This is a genomic window from Dethiosulfatarculus sandiegensis (assembly GCF_000931935.2).
GTDB lineage: Bacteria > Desulfobacterota > Desulfarculia > Desulfarculales > Desulfarculaceae > Dethiosulfatarculus > Dethiosulfatarculus sandiegensis.
Window position 1 is genome coordinate 284,542 of record NZ_AZAC01000011.1, and the last position, 16,778, is coordinate 301,319.

Consider the following 16,778-nt stretch of genomic DNA (forward strand, 5'->3'; position numbering starts at 1 on the left):
ATTACGTCCACACAATGCCCTGGCCAGGCTGCCGAAACAATAGCCGCTCACCCACTGGCATTCAGAAAAAACCTCGTCATTCTCCTACTACTTAAACACTGCCTTTTCCGAAATTGGCAATCCCAAATCCCAAACCGCTTGTGAAATTACCTATTCTAGACTTGGCAAAGGACTTTGATTTTGACAAGCTGAAAACACATCTCAAAGACAACCACTGCTAAGGGGCCTACCCGTGTTTAGCATTGATTTATCTGTTATATCTTTATTATCTTATCCAAGGGCTGGTTAACCGTATGGCTGATCTGAATAAAAGCATGGGCTTGGGAACAGTTTTCTGCCTTGCCAGTGGGGCCATGATCAGTTCCGGCCTGTTTGTTCTGCCTGGCCTGGCACATGCTCAGGCAGGGCCGGCAGTTGTGTTCAGCTATTTTTTGGCCGGCTGCCTTGCAGCCACAGGCATGCTGAGCCTTGCGGAAATAATAACCGCCATGCCCAAGGCAGGGGGTGATTACTTTTACATCACCCGAACCCTGGGACCTGCAGCCGGGGCGGTGAGCGGTTTATTGACCTGGTTCAGCCTGACATTGAAAAGCGCCTTTGCCCTGGTGGGAATCATGGCGTTCGCACCTTCCGGGTTATCTATACCCCCTTTACCCATAGGGATGGTTTTAGGAGTCATTTTTATATTCATAAACCTCACCGGAGCCCAAAAAACCGGAACCCTGCAAATTATTCTGGTGACCCTGTTGTTGGGGCTTTTACTAATCTACGCCCTTTTGGGCAGCAACCAGGTTCATCCGAAATATTTTCAACCATTTCTGCCCCAAGGCTGGTCCGCTGTCTTTTCCACAGCCGGTATGGTGTTTGTGGCTTATGGCGGGCTGTTAAACATAGCGAGTGTTGCCGAAGAGGTGAAAAACCCCGGACGCACCATCCCTTTGGGCATGATACTAAGTCTAATGGTTATCACCCTCACCTATACCGTAGTGGTTTTCATAACCACCGGGGTCTTGCCCGCCCAGGCACTCGATAATTCACTAACCCCCATCAGTGACGGAGCCAGGGCTCTTTTTGGTGAATGGGGCTATTGGACCATAGGCGCGGCAGCCATGCTGGCCTTTATATCCACAGCCAATGCGGGGCTATTAAGCGCTTCCCGCTATCTTCTGGCACTTAGCCGGGACCGGCTTGTTCCACAAATGCTCGGCAAAGTCACCTCCAAAGGAGCGCCGGTAAACGCCATCCTTTTGACCGGTGCATTTATGATCGCTTCCCTCTTCCTTAAACTTGACGCCTTGGTTCAGGCGGCCAGTACGGTTATGCTGTTAGCCTATTTCCTGGCCAACGCATGCCTCATAGTGCTCAGGGAAAGCGGCCTTTTAAATTACCGCCCCAGTTTCAGGGCCCCGGGCTATCCCTGGGTGCAGATCATCGGCATGGCCGGATTCGGGCTTCTGATTCTTGAAATGGGCTATCAGGCCATTTTGATCAGCCTTGCCCTGGTGGCGGGAGGGCTTTTATTCTACTGGTTTTACGGCAGAGTCAAAGCGGCGAGGGAATCAGCAATTCATCACCTTTTGGAGAGAGTTACCTCCCAGCAAATGGTCAAGGGGGAGTTGGAGACCGAATTGAGAGACATCCTCAAGGAAAGGGACCAGCACTGCCAAGACACCTTTGACCGACTCACCAGGCAGGGGATCATACTAGATATAAAAGAAGCAACCAAACCGGAAGCACTTTTTACCCTTCTCGGCAAAGAACTGGCTGTTCACCATCTATTTAATCAGGAAACAGCGGCAAACCTTTTGGCTTCCAGAGAAGAGAAGGGTTCCACAGTTCTTTTACAGGGAGTAGCCATAAGCGACATTCCCCATCCTGACCCAGATCAAATAGTTCTTTTGGCCGCCCGCCTTGAGCCTGGTGTGGTTCTACAGAAAAACCAGGAACAGACTCGCGCCTTTTTTCTTATAGTGCTTGGCAAAAACAAAACCAACGAATACCTGCAGGCTTTGGCAGCCTTGGCTCAGATCACTCATCATTTTGACTTCATGCCTAATTGGCTGGCCGGCAGGGACTCTGACCGTTTGCGGGACGTGCTTCTTCTTGGCCCCAGGCGCAGGCTATGCGAGGTGTAAATGTAGACAAGACGCAGAGTCAAACTTGTTCCTCAAGCAAAGAAGGTTTATGTTTTAGAATAAAAAAACACTGGGGAGATTTTCTTGGCAGCCATGAATAAACGACTGGGTCTTTTTGCCGTTTTCTGCATGACCAGCGGGGCAATGATCAGCTCCGGCATCTTTGTGCTTCCCGGACTGGCCCACGCCCAGGCAGGCCCGGCCATGATTTTCAGCTATTTTCTGGCCGGCTGTCTGGCAGCCATAGGCAGCATAAGCTTGACCGAGGTGATTACCGCCATGCCCAAGGCGGGTGGAGACTATTTCTTCATCACCCGCACCATGGGCCCTGCCACCGGCATGGTAACCGGGCTGTTATCCTGGCTTTCCCTTTCCCTGAAAAGCGCTTTGGCCATAGTGGGAATGGGGGCGGTTTTCCAATTCTGGTTTGGCTGGGACCCGCTTTTGGTTTCCCTGCCCCTTTGGGCAATTTTTGTAGGTTTGAATCTGTTCTGGGCAGAACAGGAAGATCTCATGCAGATGGTGCTTTTAAGCCTGATTCTGGCCCTAATGCTACTTTTTGTCATAAAAGGTGCACCTAAAATTGAATGGAGCAATTTTGACCCCTTTGCCCCCCATGGCCTGGGCCAGGTTCTGGGAACCGCCGGACTTGTTTTTGTATCGTATGGCGGGCTTCTCAAGGTCGCGGCGGTGGCGGAAGAAATAAAAGAGCCCCACAAAAACATACCCTGGGCCATTTTCCTTTCCCTGGTGGTGGTGGGGTTCTTTTATGTAAGTCTTGCATTTATAACTTCCGGAGTATTGGGCGCAGAGATACTGGACATCTCACTTTCTCCCATTACCCAGGCAGCCCGCCGCATTGCAGGATCAACAGGGGCGGTGGTGATGGGCCTGGTTGCAGTGGCGGCCTTTGCCAGTACGGCCTCGGCCGGCATCATGGCCGCATCCCGCTATCTCCTGGCCCTAAGCCGGGATGGGCTTGCGCCTGCGTTTTTGGGAACCATTAACCCCCGTCACGGCATTCCCCAGATGGGGGTTCTCGCAACCGGCCTGTTTGTGCTGGGCACCTTGTTTCTCAGCCTGGAATCCCTGGTCAAGGCGGCGTCATCAATTCTGATCTTCACCTATCTTATGTCCAATCTCTGCGTCATCGTGTTGCGGGAGTCTAGGCTTTTGAGCTACCGACCCAGTTTCAAGTCGCCCGGCTATCCCTGGCTCCAGATCGCGGGCTCACTGGGCTTTATCATCCTCATCATTGAAATGGGCTGGAAAGCCCTTTTAAGCAGTCTTTTGCTGGTTCTTGCCGGATTGGCCTTTTATTGGTTCTATGGCCGCATACGGGCGCAAAGAGAAACAGCCCTTCTTTATCTGGTCAAGCGCATGACAGACACCGAAGCCTCGGGCAAGGTCCTGGAAAAAGAACTGCGGGAAATCATCCGGGAAAGGGATGAAATGTGCTGGGATGAGTTTGATCATGCGGTCAGAGGTTCCAAGGTGCTGGAGTTTAAAAAAATTTCAGACACCAATCAGATCCTGGCCTCAATATCACTGGAGGCTGCCACCGAATTCGGCATTGAGGCCCAGGAACTGGCCCTTGCCCTTAAAAAACGCCAAAAAAGTCAATCCACGGAGATGTTCCCCGGCGTGGCAATCACAGACGCCCTTTTACCGGGCGAAGGCAGGTTGGAGCTGGTTTTGGTGCGGCTTGCTCCACCGGTAAGCCTGTCTCCCGCCCAATCCCCAACCAGGGCTCTGTTTGTCATTCTCTTCACCCATGACCGCCGGGATGCCTACCTGCGCAGTTTGGCGGCCATTGCCCAGGCAGCCGGAAATGAATCTTTTTCCCGCAAATGGGACCAGCCCAAAGATCCGGAGCGCTTACGGGAAATCCTGCTCACTGCGCCCCGCCAGCGGACCTGCACCCTTTGAGCCGACACTAAGCTTAAGCTAAAAAGCGTAAAAATGCCGTTGAATACCTGGAACAGACGTAAAAACGTCCAAGGGTGGGGGGATGCCAAGTATTCAACGGCAAACTGAAGTCAATAGAGGTTCTTTTTATAAAAACAAGTAATGACTTCTCTGATAGTTCCCGGGTCTTACAGTAAGACCCGGGAACCGTTTTAAAATCAACTGCCGACCGGAGTTTCAGCCAGCTCTTTTTTTCGGTTATTCAGGCTGAGAAGGCAAACCGCCGCCATGGGCAATACACCTAAAAGGCCCACCCAGGGATTAGGTACGATCAGAGCCACCGCGGAAGCCAGAAAAACCAGCCGCAACCAAATGGACAGATCCCGGAAAAACCAACCGATCAAGGCACCTGAAAGCGCGGTCACCCCCAAGATGGCGGTGATGGTGTCCACGATAATAGTTACCACACTGCCCTGCAGCAAAATAGACGGGCTGTAAAGGAACAGAAACGGCACAATAAACCCGGCCAGCCCTAACTTAAAGGACTGGAAACCGGTTTTCATGGCATTGGTGCCTGCCACACCGCTGGCCGCATAGGCGCTGATAGCCACAGGCGGAGTGATAAAGGAAATAATGGCAAAATAAAAAATGAACATGTGGGCGGCTATGGGCTGCACCCCCATATCGGTAAGCGCTGGCACTCCCAGCACTGCGGTGATGATATAGGCCGCGGTGGTGGGAAGTCCCATGCCCAGAATAATGCAGGCGATCATGGTCAAGAGCCCGCCGAGCCAAAGCACGCCGCCGGAAAGGTGGATCACCATCTGGGTGAACCGCACTCCAAGGCCTGTGAGCGACACCACTCCGATAACCAGACCGGCGGTGGCGCAGGCCAGGGCCACGGGCACCGCAGTCTTAACGCCTGCTTCCAGGGCCTCCAGGATCTCCCGCCAGGGGAACCGGCGCTCACGGATCAGGATAAACAGACTGGCTGTTACAATCAGGGTGAGGATGGCGTATACACCGGCCAACATGGGGGAAAGTTGCTTGATCACCAGAAGGTAGACCAAAACGGCCAAAGGAATCAGGAGATGGAACCCCTGACGCAGGATGGCCTTGGCATCAGGCACCTCCTCGTCCTTTAAAACCGATATCCTGCTTCTATGAGCCTCAAAATAGACCATCAGCCCCACAGAGGTGAAATAAAGAATAGCCGGTATGGCTGCGGCCAGGGCCACGTTGGCGTAGGAGACCCCCAGAAGTTCGGCCATGACAAAGGCCCCGGCTCCCATAACCGGAGGCATGATCTGGCCGCCGGTTGAGGCCACCGCCTCCACGGCCCCGGCAAAGACCGGTTTATAGCCGGTGCGCTTCATAAGGGGGATGGTGAAGGTGCCTGTGGTCACCACGTTGGAGACCGATGAACCGCTGATAGACCCCATGAGCCCGCTGGCCAGGACCGAGGTCAGGGCCGGACCGCCCCGCCTGCGGCCGGTAAGGGCCATGGCCATCTGAATAAAAAAGTTTCCAGCGCCAAGTTTGTCCAAAAACGCGCCGAAAATAATAAACACGATTACAAAAGTGGCCGAGACCGCCACTGGAATGCCGAAGACACCCTCTGTGGTCCAAACCAGATAGCTCACCAAACGCTCTGGGCCATATCCCTTGTGGGCCAAGAAATCCGGCATATAAGGCCCCAGCATGGCGTAGGCTAAAAACGTCACACCCACCAGCACAATCGGCATGCCCACTGTGCGCCGTGTGCCTTCCAGAATTAAAAGAATCAGGCCCAGGCCCACCCAGAACTCGGTCTCGGTGGGGCCCATGATGCCCCTGTCCAATACAGCCTCGGGCGCAAAGGCCTGGAACAAAAACGCACCCAACCCCAAGGTGGCAAGCACCAGGGGCCAGTCAAAAATTCCCGGGTTTTGTTTCCCCTGGCCGGGATAAAGACGATAAAGAAAAAAACAGATTAAAAGCAGACCTATCAAATGCACGGCCCGCTGGTAAAGGGGCGAAAGCACGCCAAAGGCCGCTGTGTAAAGATGAAAGCAGGAGAGGCCTACTGCTATGGCGAAAACCAACCAACGACTAAATCCTTCCGGATTACGCTTGTTTGGCTTTTTTTCTTCGGTTTTGGGCATTTCAATCTCCCTTGATGGAGAAAATCAGGCGCTGACCAGGTCTTCCCCATTGAGTGAAGGGAATGGTTTGGGTTTTGTTTGCACCCTTTAATATCAACTGCTGTGACTTGATATGAGCCACGCGTGTAATGATTTTAACCAAGCGATCTTTTTTTCGGGGCTTGATTTGCCCCAGAGTAATCTTTTTACTTCCTATCTTGGGGCTGCAATCATAGCGCTGATCGCGCCAGTCATAGGAGTCATCCCTATATGCCACTTTTTTCGGCACAAAGCGCCCTTTTTCTATGGCAAAGGTTTCTTTCACCCACTGATAGTCATATGAATGAAAAAACCGGATGGATACTTCATCTACTCCGGCCAGGGGGAGCAAAACCTCAAGGCCGGTTTGAGGATTATTTACAAAAAGCGCTCTTTCGGATGCACCGGCCGGGGCAGGCAGCAAATGCCAGGGAGATAGGAACAGGATGCATAACAGGATGAGTCCCTTCCAAAAGAGCGCTGAATGATTCATCTTGGCTGTATTCCTACTTGATCAGGGCCTGGGGAACTTCAATCCCTTTTTCCTTGTAGTATTTCACTGCACCGGGATGCAAAGGCACGCTCAAGCCTTTGACCGCGTCTTTTAAGGTTGTGTACTTCTTCACTGCGGGGTGAGTGTTGGTCCACTCGCCGGGGTTCTCCCACAGTCCTTTAAGCAGGGCGTAAACCTGATCGGCAGAGAGTTCGGCCTTTGTGCTGGTGTACATCACCACCCTGCTGGTGGGGGTGGGCACGGGCTTGTCAACATTGCGGTACACACCCGCGGGCACGTCCACTTTATTGAAGAAGGGGTATTTTTTGTAAAAGCCGTCATCAGCCACGGGCACCATCTTAACATCAAAGCTGGTGGTCAAGTCCATCAGGGCGGCGGATTTCAGCGGGTGGGTGATGATGAAAGCGTCCAAGGTGCCGTCTTTCAGGGCGGCGACCATCTCGGCGTTGCTCATGAACTCGGCCTTGATGTCCTTGTAGGTCAGGCCGTAGTAGTCCAGGATCTTGCTGGCGGCCCTTTCACCGCCGCTGCCCGGGGCGCCCACGCCGATGCGTTTGCCCTTGAAGTCGGCCACTGTCTTGATGGAGCTGTCGGCCGGGGCGAAAATCTGGGCCCAGGAAAGCAGGGTGCCGAACAAGGAGCGCAGGGAGGAAACGGCCCGGCCCTTGTATTTGTCTTTACCGTTATAGGCCAGGAAGGCGACTTCGTTTTGGCTGATGGCCCAATCCACATTGCCCTGGGCCAGGTTGCGCAGGTTTTCCAAAGAGGCGCTGCTGGCCTCGGCAGAGGCTTTCAGGCCGGGAACATGGTGGTTGATGGTCTCGGCCATGGCCACACCCATGGGATACAGGGCGCCGGCAGTGCCGGCGGTGCCGATGGAGATCCTCTTGTCGGCAGCCCAAGAGGGTACGCAAAGCGCGGCTGTCAAAAGCGCCACTGTCATTAAAACCAAATACTTTTTCATCTTAAAAGTTCTCCCTACCTCGTTATGCAATATAGCCTATTCAGGCGAGTAGCCGGATTGTCCGGCCTACCTGAAAAGGCGGCCTTTTCTAAAAAGACCGCCTTTTGCCGGTTTCCCTAAACGTAGTCCAACCTCTTGATGTCCGCACCGAGGAATCGGCTCAGTTCATAGAAGTTAGGAAAGGATACGCCCACATATTCGGCATCGTCAACCATGGTTTCACCCTCTGCCACCAGGGCGGCGATTGAAGTGGCCATGACAATGCGGTGGTCATGACGGCCGTCAATATGGGTGCCCTTGAGTTCGGCCGGGTAGATGGTCAGGGTGTCCGGGGTCTCATCGAACTTGCCGCCCATCTTGGTCAGCTCTTCCATGATCGATCTGGTGCGGTCTGTCTCTTTCAAACGGCTGGCCGCCACGTTGGTCAAAACGGTCTTGGATGTGGCCTGGGAAGCCAACACGGTCAGGGCCGGGATGGCGTCCGGGGTGCCTGAGCAGTTGATCTCAATACCGTGCAGCTCGTTGCCGCCCTCAATGGTGACGGTGCGGCCTTCGTCTTCAAAGGTCACGTTGCCGCCCATCTCTTTAATGATATGGGGGTAGGCCTTTTCACCGGCATAGTCGTTGGGGTCCATATTGGTGAAGGTAACCTTGGAGTCGGTGATGGCGGCACCCACCATGTGGTAACCCGAGGTGCCCCAGTCCGAAGGCACATCCGCGTTAAAGGCCTTGTATTTCTGGCCGCCGGGCACGGTGAACAGATCATAGTTGTCGTGGGAGACTTCTCCCCCGGCAGTGCGCATCCAGCCCATGGTCATATCCACATAGGGACGCTCCATCAGGTCGTCCTCTTCCACCACCACGCCTTCTTCAGTAAGGGCGCCTGCAATCAGAAGCGGGCTGAGCCACTGGGAGTTCACACCGGGCAGGCTGGTTTTGCCGCCCTTCATGGGGCCGGTGACCACCAGGGGGGCCAGGCCGTTGTTGCGGGTGGAGACCACCTTGGAGCCCAGTTCTTCCAGGGAGGCGATCATCGGAGCGCAGGGCCTGCGGCAGATCTGGTAGTCGCCGGAAACCACGGAGGTGCCGTTGATCAAAGAGGCGATCGCCACAATCTGATAGTACCCGGTGCCGGAGTTGCCCGCGTCCAGCACAGTGGAGGGCACCTGGGGCTGGTTGGCCACCCCCTCGACGATCCACTTATCATCGCGGGAGGTGTCTATCTTGGCGCCCAGGGCGCACATCATATCCACAATGGAATAACTGTCCAGGCCGGGCAGTGGGTTGCCGATAGTGGAGACGCCCTCTGCCAAACCGGCCAACAAAATGGCCCGGGCCGTGGCGGACTTGTTGCCGGGAATCTGAACCGTTCCCTGCAGACTGGATTTATTGACTATGAACTTCATCTATGGATCCTTTCTAACTCTCTTTAGCTGGCAAACGGTCATAACGCTTTCTGATATGCGCTAAGTTGCCGCTCTCACTCAATTTGCGTTTCAAACACCCCTTGGAAGCCAAACCCGGATTCAGGGTTTTTCCCGCGAAAGGGGTTTTATAAGCTGTTTTATTTTTGTGGGTTGAAATTAAACGATCTTCAGCCAGGCCGGTCGTGAGCCTGACAGGTGAAAAGGGAGCCTGTTGCCAAGAAAAACCAGCTAATCCCGACTCAGCCCATGGGGTGCAATCCCTATTATCTGGCAGATTGGCAAGATTGAAGCCGTGTGTCAAGCAGTAAAAAGACGTTTCACCATAGGATTTCAGATAAGGCGACCTTAGCTTCTGCGGCCAGGTTCGTTGACTCGACATGGAGCCAAACCTGGCCCCTTGTTGAAGTCCAGAAGCGCCCCGGCCAGAACAGCGGCTTTTCCTGTGTACTAACTGCTTGTCTTTGATAATGAAGGGAAAGACGGAAAAAGACCGAAAAGGGAAATCGCAAAAAACAGAGGGGGCGGCATACCCTTTCATCAACCCGGCCCGCATGGAAGCCCGGCCCGCAGTAAAAGTTAAGGGTATGGCTATCCTGGGAAAAGATACCTCGGTAAAAGGCAACTCCTCCCTTTTACTTGACCGCAAAACCGTTTTTGCCTTGGCTGTCACCCTTGTCTCTCCAAGTGAAACACAGTGTCACTTAGTAAAACATTCCACTATTACGATCCTGTGTCAAGTGAAAAATTGAATTAGCAAGCTAATCAGTATGTTAACAGCAGGGGATTTGGGGAATATTTCAAGGGAAGTAGGAAATATGTTTTTTGCCCCTTGAAAACCTATTCAAACGGACTTTTGATAAAGCCAAAAGGCAAGTCCCCGCCTACCCAACAGTTTTTTTTCTTTTCAAAAGCCAGTTTAGCCAATCAAAGCCTTGCCTTTTCGCTTCTTAACTATTCCAAATAAAATTCATTTTATTAAAAAAAACAACGCCACTATGTGGGCTAAACATTGTATACTATTAAAAAAATGAGGGATAAAAATATGAGAGCACTTCTTATTTACCCCAAGAATCCGGAGACCTTTTGGAGCTTTAAATACGCTCTTAAATTCATCGCCAAAAAAGCCATGCACCCGCCCCTGGGGCTTTTGACTGTGGCGGCCATGTTGCCCGCCGACTGGGAGCTCAAACTGGTGGATGAGAATGTGGAGCCGCTTACCGATAAACACCTTGTCTGGGCGGAGATGGCCTTTATCAGCGCCATGGTGATCCAAAAGGAATCCGTGAAAAAAGTGGTAAGCCGGTGCAAGGGGCATGGGCTCAAGGTGGTGGCCGGAGGCCCGCTTTTCACCACCAGCCATGAAGAATTTGAGGGCATAGACCATTTTGTGCTGGATGAGGCGGAAATCACCCTGCCCGGCTTTTTAAGGGATCTTGAGGCAGGAAACCCCCAACCGGTTTACACTACAGAAAAATTTCCCAAGCTTGGCCTCACCCCTTCTCCCCGCTGGGATCTCATCAAACTCAGGCGCTATGCCTCCATGACCATCCAGTATTCAAGGGGTTGCCCCTATCAATGCGAATTCTGCGATATAACCACCCTGTTTGGCCGCAGGGTGCGCACCAAAAACACCCAGCAGATGCTGGCTGAATTGGACCACCTCCATGCCCTGGGCTGGCGGGGCGGGCTCTTTATAGTGGACGACAATTTCATCGGCAACAAAGGCAAACTAAAAAAAGATGTCCTTCCATCCATTATTAAATGGATGGAAAAGCACCACTACCCCTTTAGTCTCTCCACCGAGGCATCCATAGACTTAAGCGACGATGAAGAACTGATGATCATGATGGTCAAGGCTGGTTTTGACGGAGTTTTTGTGGGCATAGAGACCCCCAGTGAGGAAAGCCTGGCCGAATGCAGCAAGCTGCAGAATAAAAACCGGGACATGGTGGCCTGTGTAAAAAAAATCCAGGCCTTTGGCATGGAGGTTCGGGGTGGATTTATTGTGGGGTTTGACAGTGATTCACCATCTGTATTTGAAAAGCAAATAGAACTTATCCAAAACAGCCGGGTGATCACCGCAATGGTGGGGCTCTTGAACGCCCCCAAAGGCAGCCGCCTTTACAAGCGTATTGCTGAAGAGGGGCGCCTTTTAAAAGAAGTCACCGGAGACAATACGGATTTTTCCACCAATTTTGTACCCAAGATGGGAATGGACAACCTATACCAGGGGTACCGCCAAATCATAAGCGGTATTTACTCCCCCAAGCCCTATTACGACCGGGTGAAAAATTACCTCAAAGAGTACAAGCCGTTAAAAAGAAAAAAGTTCCGTTTTCATTTCAATTACATCCGCCTGCATCCGGGTTATATTTCAGCGCTTTTCAAAACCTTTTTCCTTTTGGGCATAAAAGACAAGGCCCGCCGGCACTACTGGAAGCTCATGTTCTGGTCACTTTTCCGTAAACCCTTGGCCTTGACCAGAGCCCTTACCTTTGCCGTCTACGGCTTCCATTTCAGAAAGGTGTTTCTGGATCGTATGTAGGTGAATAAACAGGCCCGATCAGAAGCGAATTTGGCTTTGGACCGGGTCTTTATCGGCTTTTTGAGGTTAACCTTGAATCAATCCGTCACCCCAGCTGCCTAAAGTTATTAAGCCTAACTTTAGGCAGGCAAAACGTGGGGATATTTATTTCCGAGCAAAAAGTAAGAAATTAATCTTTATTTGCTAAATAAAAATTGACACCAGGCTTTTCGCCTGTATCATTATCACCAGCTGACCATTCAGCCAATTTGTTCGTTAAACTTGCTGGCCTATTCTTGCCATTCATTTTTACCGAAAACTTGGGCTTAATTGGTTCCGTGATCCCTCCACATGGGAGGGGTGCATTTTTTCTTTTTTAGTAAGGTGTTTTTGATAATGGGAACTAACATTTACGTAGGTAATCTGTCTTACAACTCCAATGAGCAAGGTATTAGCGAACTGTTTGAACAGTACGGTACCGTGCACTCTGTCAAGGTGATCGAGGATCGGGAGACCGGCAGGTCTCGCGGTTTTGGTTTTGTTGAGATGGACGCAGAAGGCGCAGCCGCCGCCATTGAAGCCTTAAACGGCGCAGATTTGGATGGCAGGGCTCTTAAGGTGAACGAGGCCAGGCCTCGCGAAGCCCGTCCGCCCAGGCGCTGGTAGCCCTCGCAAACCAAGCGTTCGTAAAGAATCGAAGACCCCGCTTCGGCTTTGCTGAAGCGGGGTCTCGCATTGTTTAACCGGGGGAGGGACCAATTCCCCATCCCTCTAGAATTATCGAGGAAAATAGCCTAGATGCCAGAGATTTCCTTTGATCAGTTAGCCCTGAACGCACCCATTCAACGGGCCTTGCGCGGATTGGGCTACCAAAATCCGACCCCGATTCAGGCGGCCGGTATTCCGCCCATTTTAGAAGGGCGTGATCTGCAGGGCTGTGCCCAGACCGGGACAGGCAAGACAGCAGCCTTTGCCCTGCCGATATTACATAAGCTGTCCTCACTCCGCAAAAAAACCAAGCCCAAGAGCACCAGAGCCCTGGTGCTCACCCCCACCCGTGAATTGGCTGTTCAGGTCACAGACTGCTTTAAGGATTATGGCAAGTATCTGGGTCTGCATCTGATGACGGTCTACGGCGGCGTAAGCCTCCGCCCCCAGATAAAGGCCTGCGCCAGGGGCCTCGACATAATGGTCGCAACCCCCGGCCGTCTTCTGGATCTCATAAACCGGGACTTTGTCCGGCTGGATAATCTTGAGATAATGGTCCTGGATGAAGCGGACCGCATGTTGGACATGGGTTTTCTTCCGGACATTAAACGCCTTTTGCTCATGGCTCCCAAAGAGAGACAAACCCTTTTCTTTTCTGCCACCATGCCCCCGGTCATTGTGAATTTGACAAGAAAAATCCTTAACACCCCTAAAAAAATCCAAATTGCCCGGGTGTCAGAGCCGGTAGAGCAAATAGACCAAAGTGTGCTTTTCGTGGCCCAGGAAGACAAAAAAGAGTTATTAGACGATGTTCTAAACAGCTCCAAGCCGAGCCGGGTTCTTATCTTCACCCGCACCAAACACAGTGCGGACAAGGTGGCCCGTCAACTTGCCCGACGTCATGTAAAGGCTCAAGCCATCCACGGCAACAAAAGCCAGAACGCCAGGCAGGCGGCCTTGAACAATTTCCGTACAGGCCGCACCAAGGTGCTGGTTGCCACGGATGTAGCCTCCAGGGGCATTGATGTTGAAGGCGTGACCCATGTGATCAACTATGACATGCCCAACGAACCGGAAAGTTATGTGCACCGCATTGGCCGCACCGGCAGGGCCGGGGCCAAGGGCGTGGCCATATCCTTTTGCAATTCCCAGGAGAGATCATTTCTGCGGAATATCGAACGGCTGATCCGCCAATCGGTGCCGGTCTCGGACCCGCGAGCCTTTGGCTATGAGGGCCCGCTTTTGCCTCAGAAAAAGGCTCCTAAAAAGCCCTACCGCCCTGCGAAACGCAGACGGGTGGGCACAGGTTCACAGAATAATCCTGTGAGCCGCAAAAAAACCGAGCCCAAACGATATAAAAGGGCAAACGTAAAGTAATCAGGCCTCAGGCCTATTGGGGGATTTAATTTTTCCCAATAGGTCCAGCCAATTGCAACTGCTCTAAAATGGCCGTAATCGGTCCCGAAAACCAAAGCAACTGCACCTTATGTGTTTGTTGCTTTGGTTTTTTTTCTCCGGTTTTACCGGCCCCTCACAAGCCACTTGGAAAACCTTATCCCCTGCCCCCCCTGGATTTAAGGTTCCTGTTCCGGCAGGAAAATCCCACATTGACCTATTATTTTAATTTAGTACTATGCGATAGGTGCTTATTCAGGGCCGTGCCGGCCCAACAGAGTTAAGAATAGAAAACAAGTTGCCAAGACGGGACAAAAGCGAATCTGAAGCGTTTATCCGCTTTTAAGGTTCCTCACGGCAGAAATGCCTGTTTAACCAAAATCTCTGTTTAAAATAGAAAACATGCTGAAAAGAATTTGGAGATCCCTCTATGCCTCTGGGCTGCGCAAGCCGTATGAAAAGATAGATCCCCTGCAATACATGAAACGCCTGGGTAAGGGGGGAAAAGTCCGGCCAAGACACCTGGTGCTATTCCGACAAGGATCTTGAGCAATATAACTCAGAAGAAGTGCTGATCAAGGTGGATTACCGGGGCAGGCCTTCGTTTTTTTATTGCGACCCCCAAATAGCCTCGGAACGAAAACTCATCAGCCAAGGTTCCTATGACCAGGATGTCCTGAACCTGATGGCCGACCTGGCCCAACCCAACGACCTTCTCCTGGACGTAGGAGCAGGTATCGGGGCCTACACCATCCCCCTGGCCGGTTATCTGCCCCAGGCCATGATTCACGCCTTTGAACCTGGACCCAGCGCCCTGGGAAGACTTCAAAGAAACCTTTCCTTAAGCAGCCTTGACAACGTAACCCTTTGGGAAAAAGGCCTGGCTGACCAAACCGGCAGCCTTAAAATGAACGCCTTCCCCCACCGCGATATTGGTCTCTCCACTTTCCTGGAAAGCCTTTATGGAAAGGAAACCGCCGAATCCATATCCGTGGAGCTAATCACCCTTGACCAGGTCTTTGCAGATCTGAAAGAACACATCGGCGTGTTGAAGATAGATGTGCAAGGCGTGGAAAACCGAGTTCTAAAAGGGGGAGCAGCCCTGATTGACACTCACAGGCCTCATGTGATCTTTGAACACGAAGACCTTAATTTCAAAGACAAGACCTCGGCAGACCATGCCAAAGACCAATTAAACGCCTTTTTTCAAGAAAACAACTACCAGGCTTTTTACATACCCCGCTATGACCTTCCCCTTCTGTTCTCCGTGAATTGGGAAAAAAGCCTTAACGGCAATCTCCTGGCCATACCTCTTGGCAGTTTAGAAACTTGACCTTTCAACAAGGGTGAATTGGCAAGCAACCCATGGGTGAAAAGAAAAAAGCCTTCACCAATACAGCCCTGCTAATCTGCTCGGTAATTGTAGCCCTGGTGCTTTTTGACCTGGCTCTAATGCCCTTTAACCTGGTTTTCAACTCTACCAACTTAACTCAGCTTTACTTTGAAGATCCCACTAAAGAACAATTCCAAACCATCAGCCAAGAACAATTCAAGCAATGGTCCCAGCCGGACCCCATATTGGGCTATTTACCCAGAATGGGAGAGAAGTACGCCTACTCAAATTTGGGGACTCAACACAATTCCTTTGCCCTTAAAAAACCAGCCCAGGTAAAAAGAATTCTGATGATGGGAGATTCCATAGCAGCCATCGGTTTCTTGGGAAAAGCCCTGGCTCAACTCGCACCGGGCAAAAACCAGATCTGGAATGGTGGAATTTTCGTATATTCAACTTTTCAAGAAGTAAATTTCTTTGAAAGATATTTAAGAAAAATAAACCCGGACCTGGTGGTGTTGGAGTTTTGTCTGAATGATTTTGACGGCACCCCGATTATCCTGAAGAGCCAAAAAGAAGAAACCCTGGTAGCTAAAATGTATCTGGGTTCGAATTTTTTCAGTCCCTGGCTTTTCAGGCATTCAACCATATACAGGATATGGCTTTCTGTAAAAAAGTCGCTTTTCCACAGACCCGGCCTGGAAGAAGAGGTTAAAAACAACCTGGCCCGCCTGCACCAACTATCCCAACAGACGGTTTTAAGTTGCTGATGGTGATTTACCCCCTTTTCCAGAAACCGGGGAATTGGCCGAATTCCTATCGCAAACAGCACCGGGCCGCTCTTGAAATCTTAAACAAACTTGCCATCAGACACTATGACGCCAAAGACCTTTTGGAAAAAATGCTCAAAACAAAAGGCCTCATCTACACCCAACTCTCAGCCGGAGATTTCTTCCATCCTTCCAAAGCATTCAGCCAGGCCCTGGCCCGGGAACTAATCAATGAAAATCTGCTGCGCTGAAATGTTTTAAAACTCCCAACTCTGCCGATTGCCTCCCTATCCCGGATGTTGCTATATTAAGATATAAGCCAAGCTCTTCGAATCTCCGCTCTCTCAGCCAAGGTTTTTTAGCTCTTTTCTTAAAAACCGTCACGACCTCCTGAAAAATTGGCTATTTAACTAATTTTTAAAATTTCAAAAAGCTCCAGAGTGAAGGTATTGCCATGGGATTCCGGACCTTTTCCATAAAATTGGCTGTTACAACCGCGGTCTTTCTTTTAATCGCCCCATTAAACGCATGGTCTGAAGATTATAAGGAAATAATAGGGCCATACGTGAAGAAACCTTTATTCAACCCAGTCGAACTGGCCCGCTTGACAGGCCCTGCCAAGTGCCCCAAGAGCTTCAAGGCAATGATGCTTCACGGCAAACTGCGTTGCATTAAATGCCCCTTGGATTTCCACTTCAACAACAAGCAGCCTAAAAGCGGGTGCTACAAATGTCCTTCAGGCTTCCACCTGGACAGGTTCCAGAAACAACTCAGGTGTGTGGGCTGTCCCAAGGGTGCGGCCTATATGGGGGTGGCATTTCCCATTAAACCGGTCTGCCGCTGTGCAAACGGAAAGGTATTCAGGCTGATCAAAGGCAAATGGCAATGCACAGACCTTTAAATCCCTGACGAATCATTAAAACTTCAAAGGAGTTGCC

14 protein-coding genes are annotated in these 16,778 nt (G+C 51.5%); 9 read left to right on the forward strand and 5 right to left on the reverse strand.

All coding sequences use genetic code 11. The features are described 5' to 3' along the window. The first annotated feature begins 293 nt into the window (after positions 1-293). A complete protein-coding gene (locus tag X474_RS08840; protein ID WP_044348422.1) occupies positions 294-2,135 on the forward strand; it encodes an amino acid permease in 1,842 nt (613 codons plus the stop codon). A gap of 93 nt (positions 2,136-2,228) precedes the next feature. Beyond that, positions 2,229-4,064 carry an amino acid permease gene (locus X474_RS08845; protein ID WP_044348424.1) on the forward strand — a complete coding sequence of 612 codons (1,836 nt, stop codon included), beginning with the start codon at positions 2,229-2,231 and terminating at the stop codon, positions 4,062-4,064. Between the two features lie 197 nt (positions 4,065-4,261). Here the strand turns inward: X474_RS08845 and X474_RS08850 are convergent, their stop codons facing one another. The 5 genes from X474_RS08850 to X474_RS08870 form a co-directional block, all read right to left on the reverse strand. Then, on the reverse strand, positions 4,262-6,187 hold the full coding sequence (locus X474_RS08850) for a TRAP transporter permease (RefSeq protein WP_044348204.1): 1,926 nt from the start codon (positions 6,185-6,187) through the stop codon (positions 4,262-4,264). A 1-nt stretch (position 6,188) separates the two neighbouring features. Then, on the reverse strand, positions 6,189-6,698 hold the full coding sequence (locus X474_RS08855) for a hypothetical protein (protein WP_044348205.1): 510 nt from the start codon (positions 6,696-6,698) through the stop codon (positions 6,189-6,191). Between the two features lie 13 nt (positions 6,699-6,711). Next, complete coding sequence (locus tag X474_RS08860; RefSeq protein WP_052515033.1) at positions 6,712-7,683, reverse strand: TAXI family TRAP transporter solute-binding subunit; 972 nt, start codon at positions 7,681-7,683, stop codon at positions 6,712-6,714. 116 nt (positions 7,684-7,799) lie between these two features. Next, a complete protein-coding gene (gene aroA / locus X474_RS08865; protein WP_044348206.1) occupies positions 7,800-9,089 on the reverse strand; it encodes a 3-phosphoshikimate 1-carboxyvinyltransferase in 1,290 nt (429 codons plus the stop codon). Positions 9,090-9,102: 13 nt separating this feature from the next. Then, a complete protein-coding gene (locus X474_RS08870) occupies positions 9,103-9,732 on the reverse strand; it encodes a hypothetical protein (protein WP_156360692.1) in 630 nt (209 codons plus the stop codon). A gap of 420 nt (positions 9,733-10,152) precedes the next feature. Between X474_RS08870 and X474_RS08875 the strand changes: the two genes are divergently transcribed. From X474_RS08875 to X474_RS08905, 7 genes are all read left to right on the forward strand, one after another. Continuing rightward, positions 10,153-11,655, forward strand: a complete 1,503-nt coding sequence (locus X474_RS08875; RefSeq protein ID WP_044348208.1) for a B12-binding domain-containing radical SAM protein — start codon at positions 10,153-10,155, stop codon at positions 11,653-11,655. Between the two features lie 375 nt (positions 11,656-12,030). After that, the gene (rbp, locus tag X474_RS08880) at positions 12,031-12,300 is read left to right on the forward strand and encodes an RNA-binding regulator (protein ID WP_044348426.1); all 270 of its coding nucleotides are present in this window, start codon (positions 12,031-12,033) and stop codon (positions 12,298-12,300) included. 132 nt (positions 12,301-12,432) lie between these two features. Next, positions 12,433-13,719, forward strand: coding sequence for a DEAD/DEAH box helicase (locus X474_RS08885; RefSeq protein WP_197282034.1), 1,287 nt, complete (start codon positions 12,433-12,435; stop codon positions 13,717-13,719). Between the two features lie 586 nt (positions 13,720-14,305). After that, complete coding sequence (locus X474_RS08890) at positions 14,306-15,070, forward strand: FkbM family methyltransferase (RefSeq protein WP_044348209.1); 765 nt, start codon at positions 14,306-14,308, stop codon at positions 15,068-15,070. Positions 15,071-15,102: 32 nt separating this feature from the next. Then, on the forward strand, positions 15,103-15,840 hold the full coding sequence (locus X474_RS08895) for an SGNH/GDSL hydrolase family protein (RefSeq protein WP_044348211.1): 738 nt from the start codon (positions 15,103-15,105) through the stop codon (positions 15,838-15,840). Beyond that, positions 15,834-16,091, forward strand: a complete 258-nt coding sequence (locus X474_RS08900) for a hypothetical protein (RefSeq protein WP_044348213.1) — start codon at positions 15,834-15,836, stop codon at positions 16,089-16,091. Before X474_RS08895 ends, X474_RS08900 begins: the two co-directional genes overlap by 7 nt. Positions 16,092-16,405: 314 nt before the next feature. Next, on the forward strand, positions 16,406-16,741 hold the full coding sequence (locus X474_RS08905) for a hypothetical protein (RefSeq protein ID WP_156360693.1): 336 nt from the start codon (positions 16,406-16,408) through the stop codon (positions 16,739-16,741). Positions 16,742-16,778 lie beyond the last annotated feature (37 nt).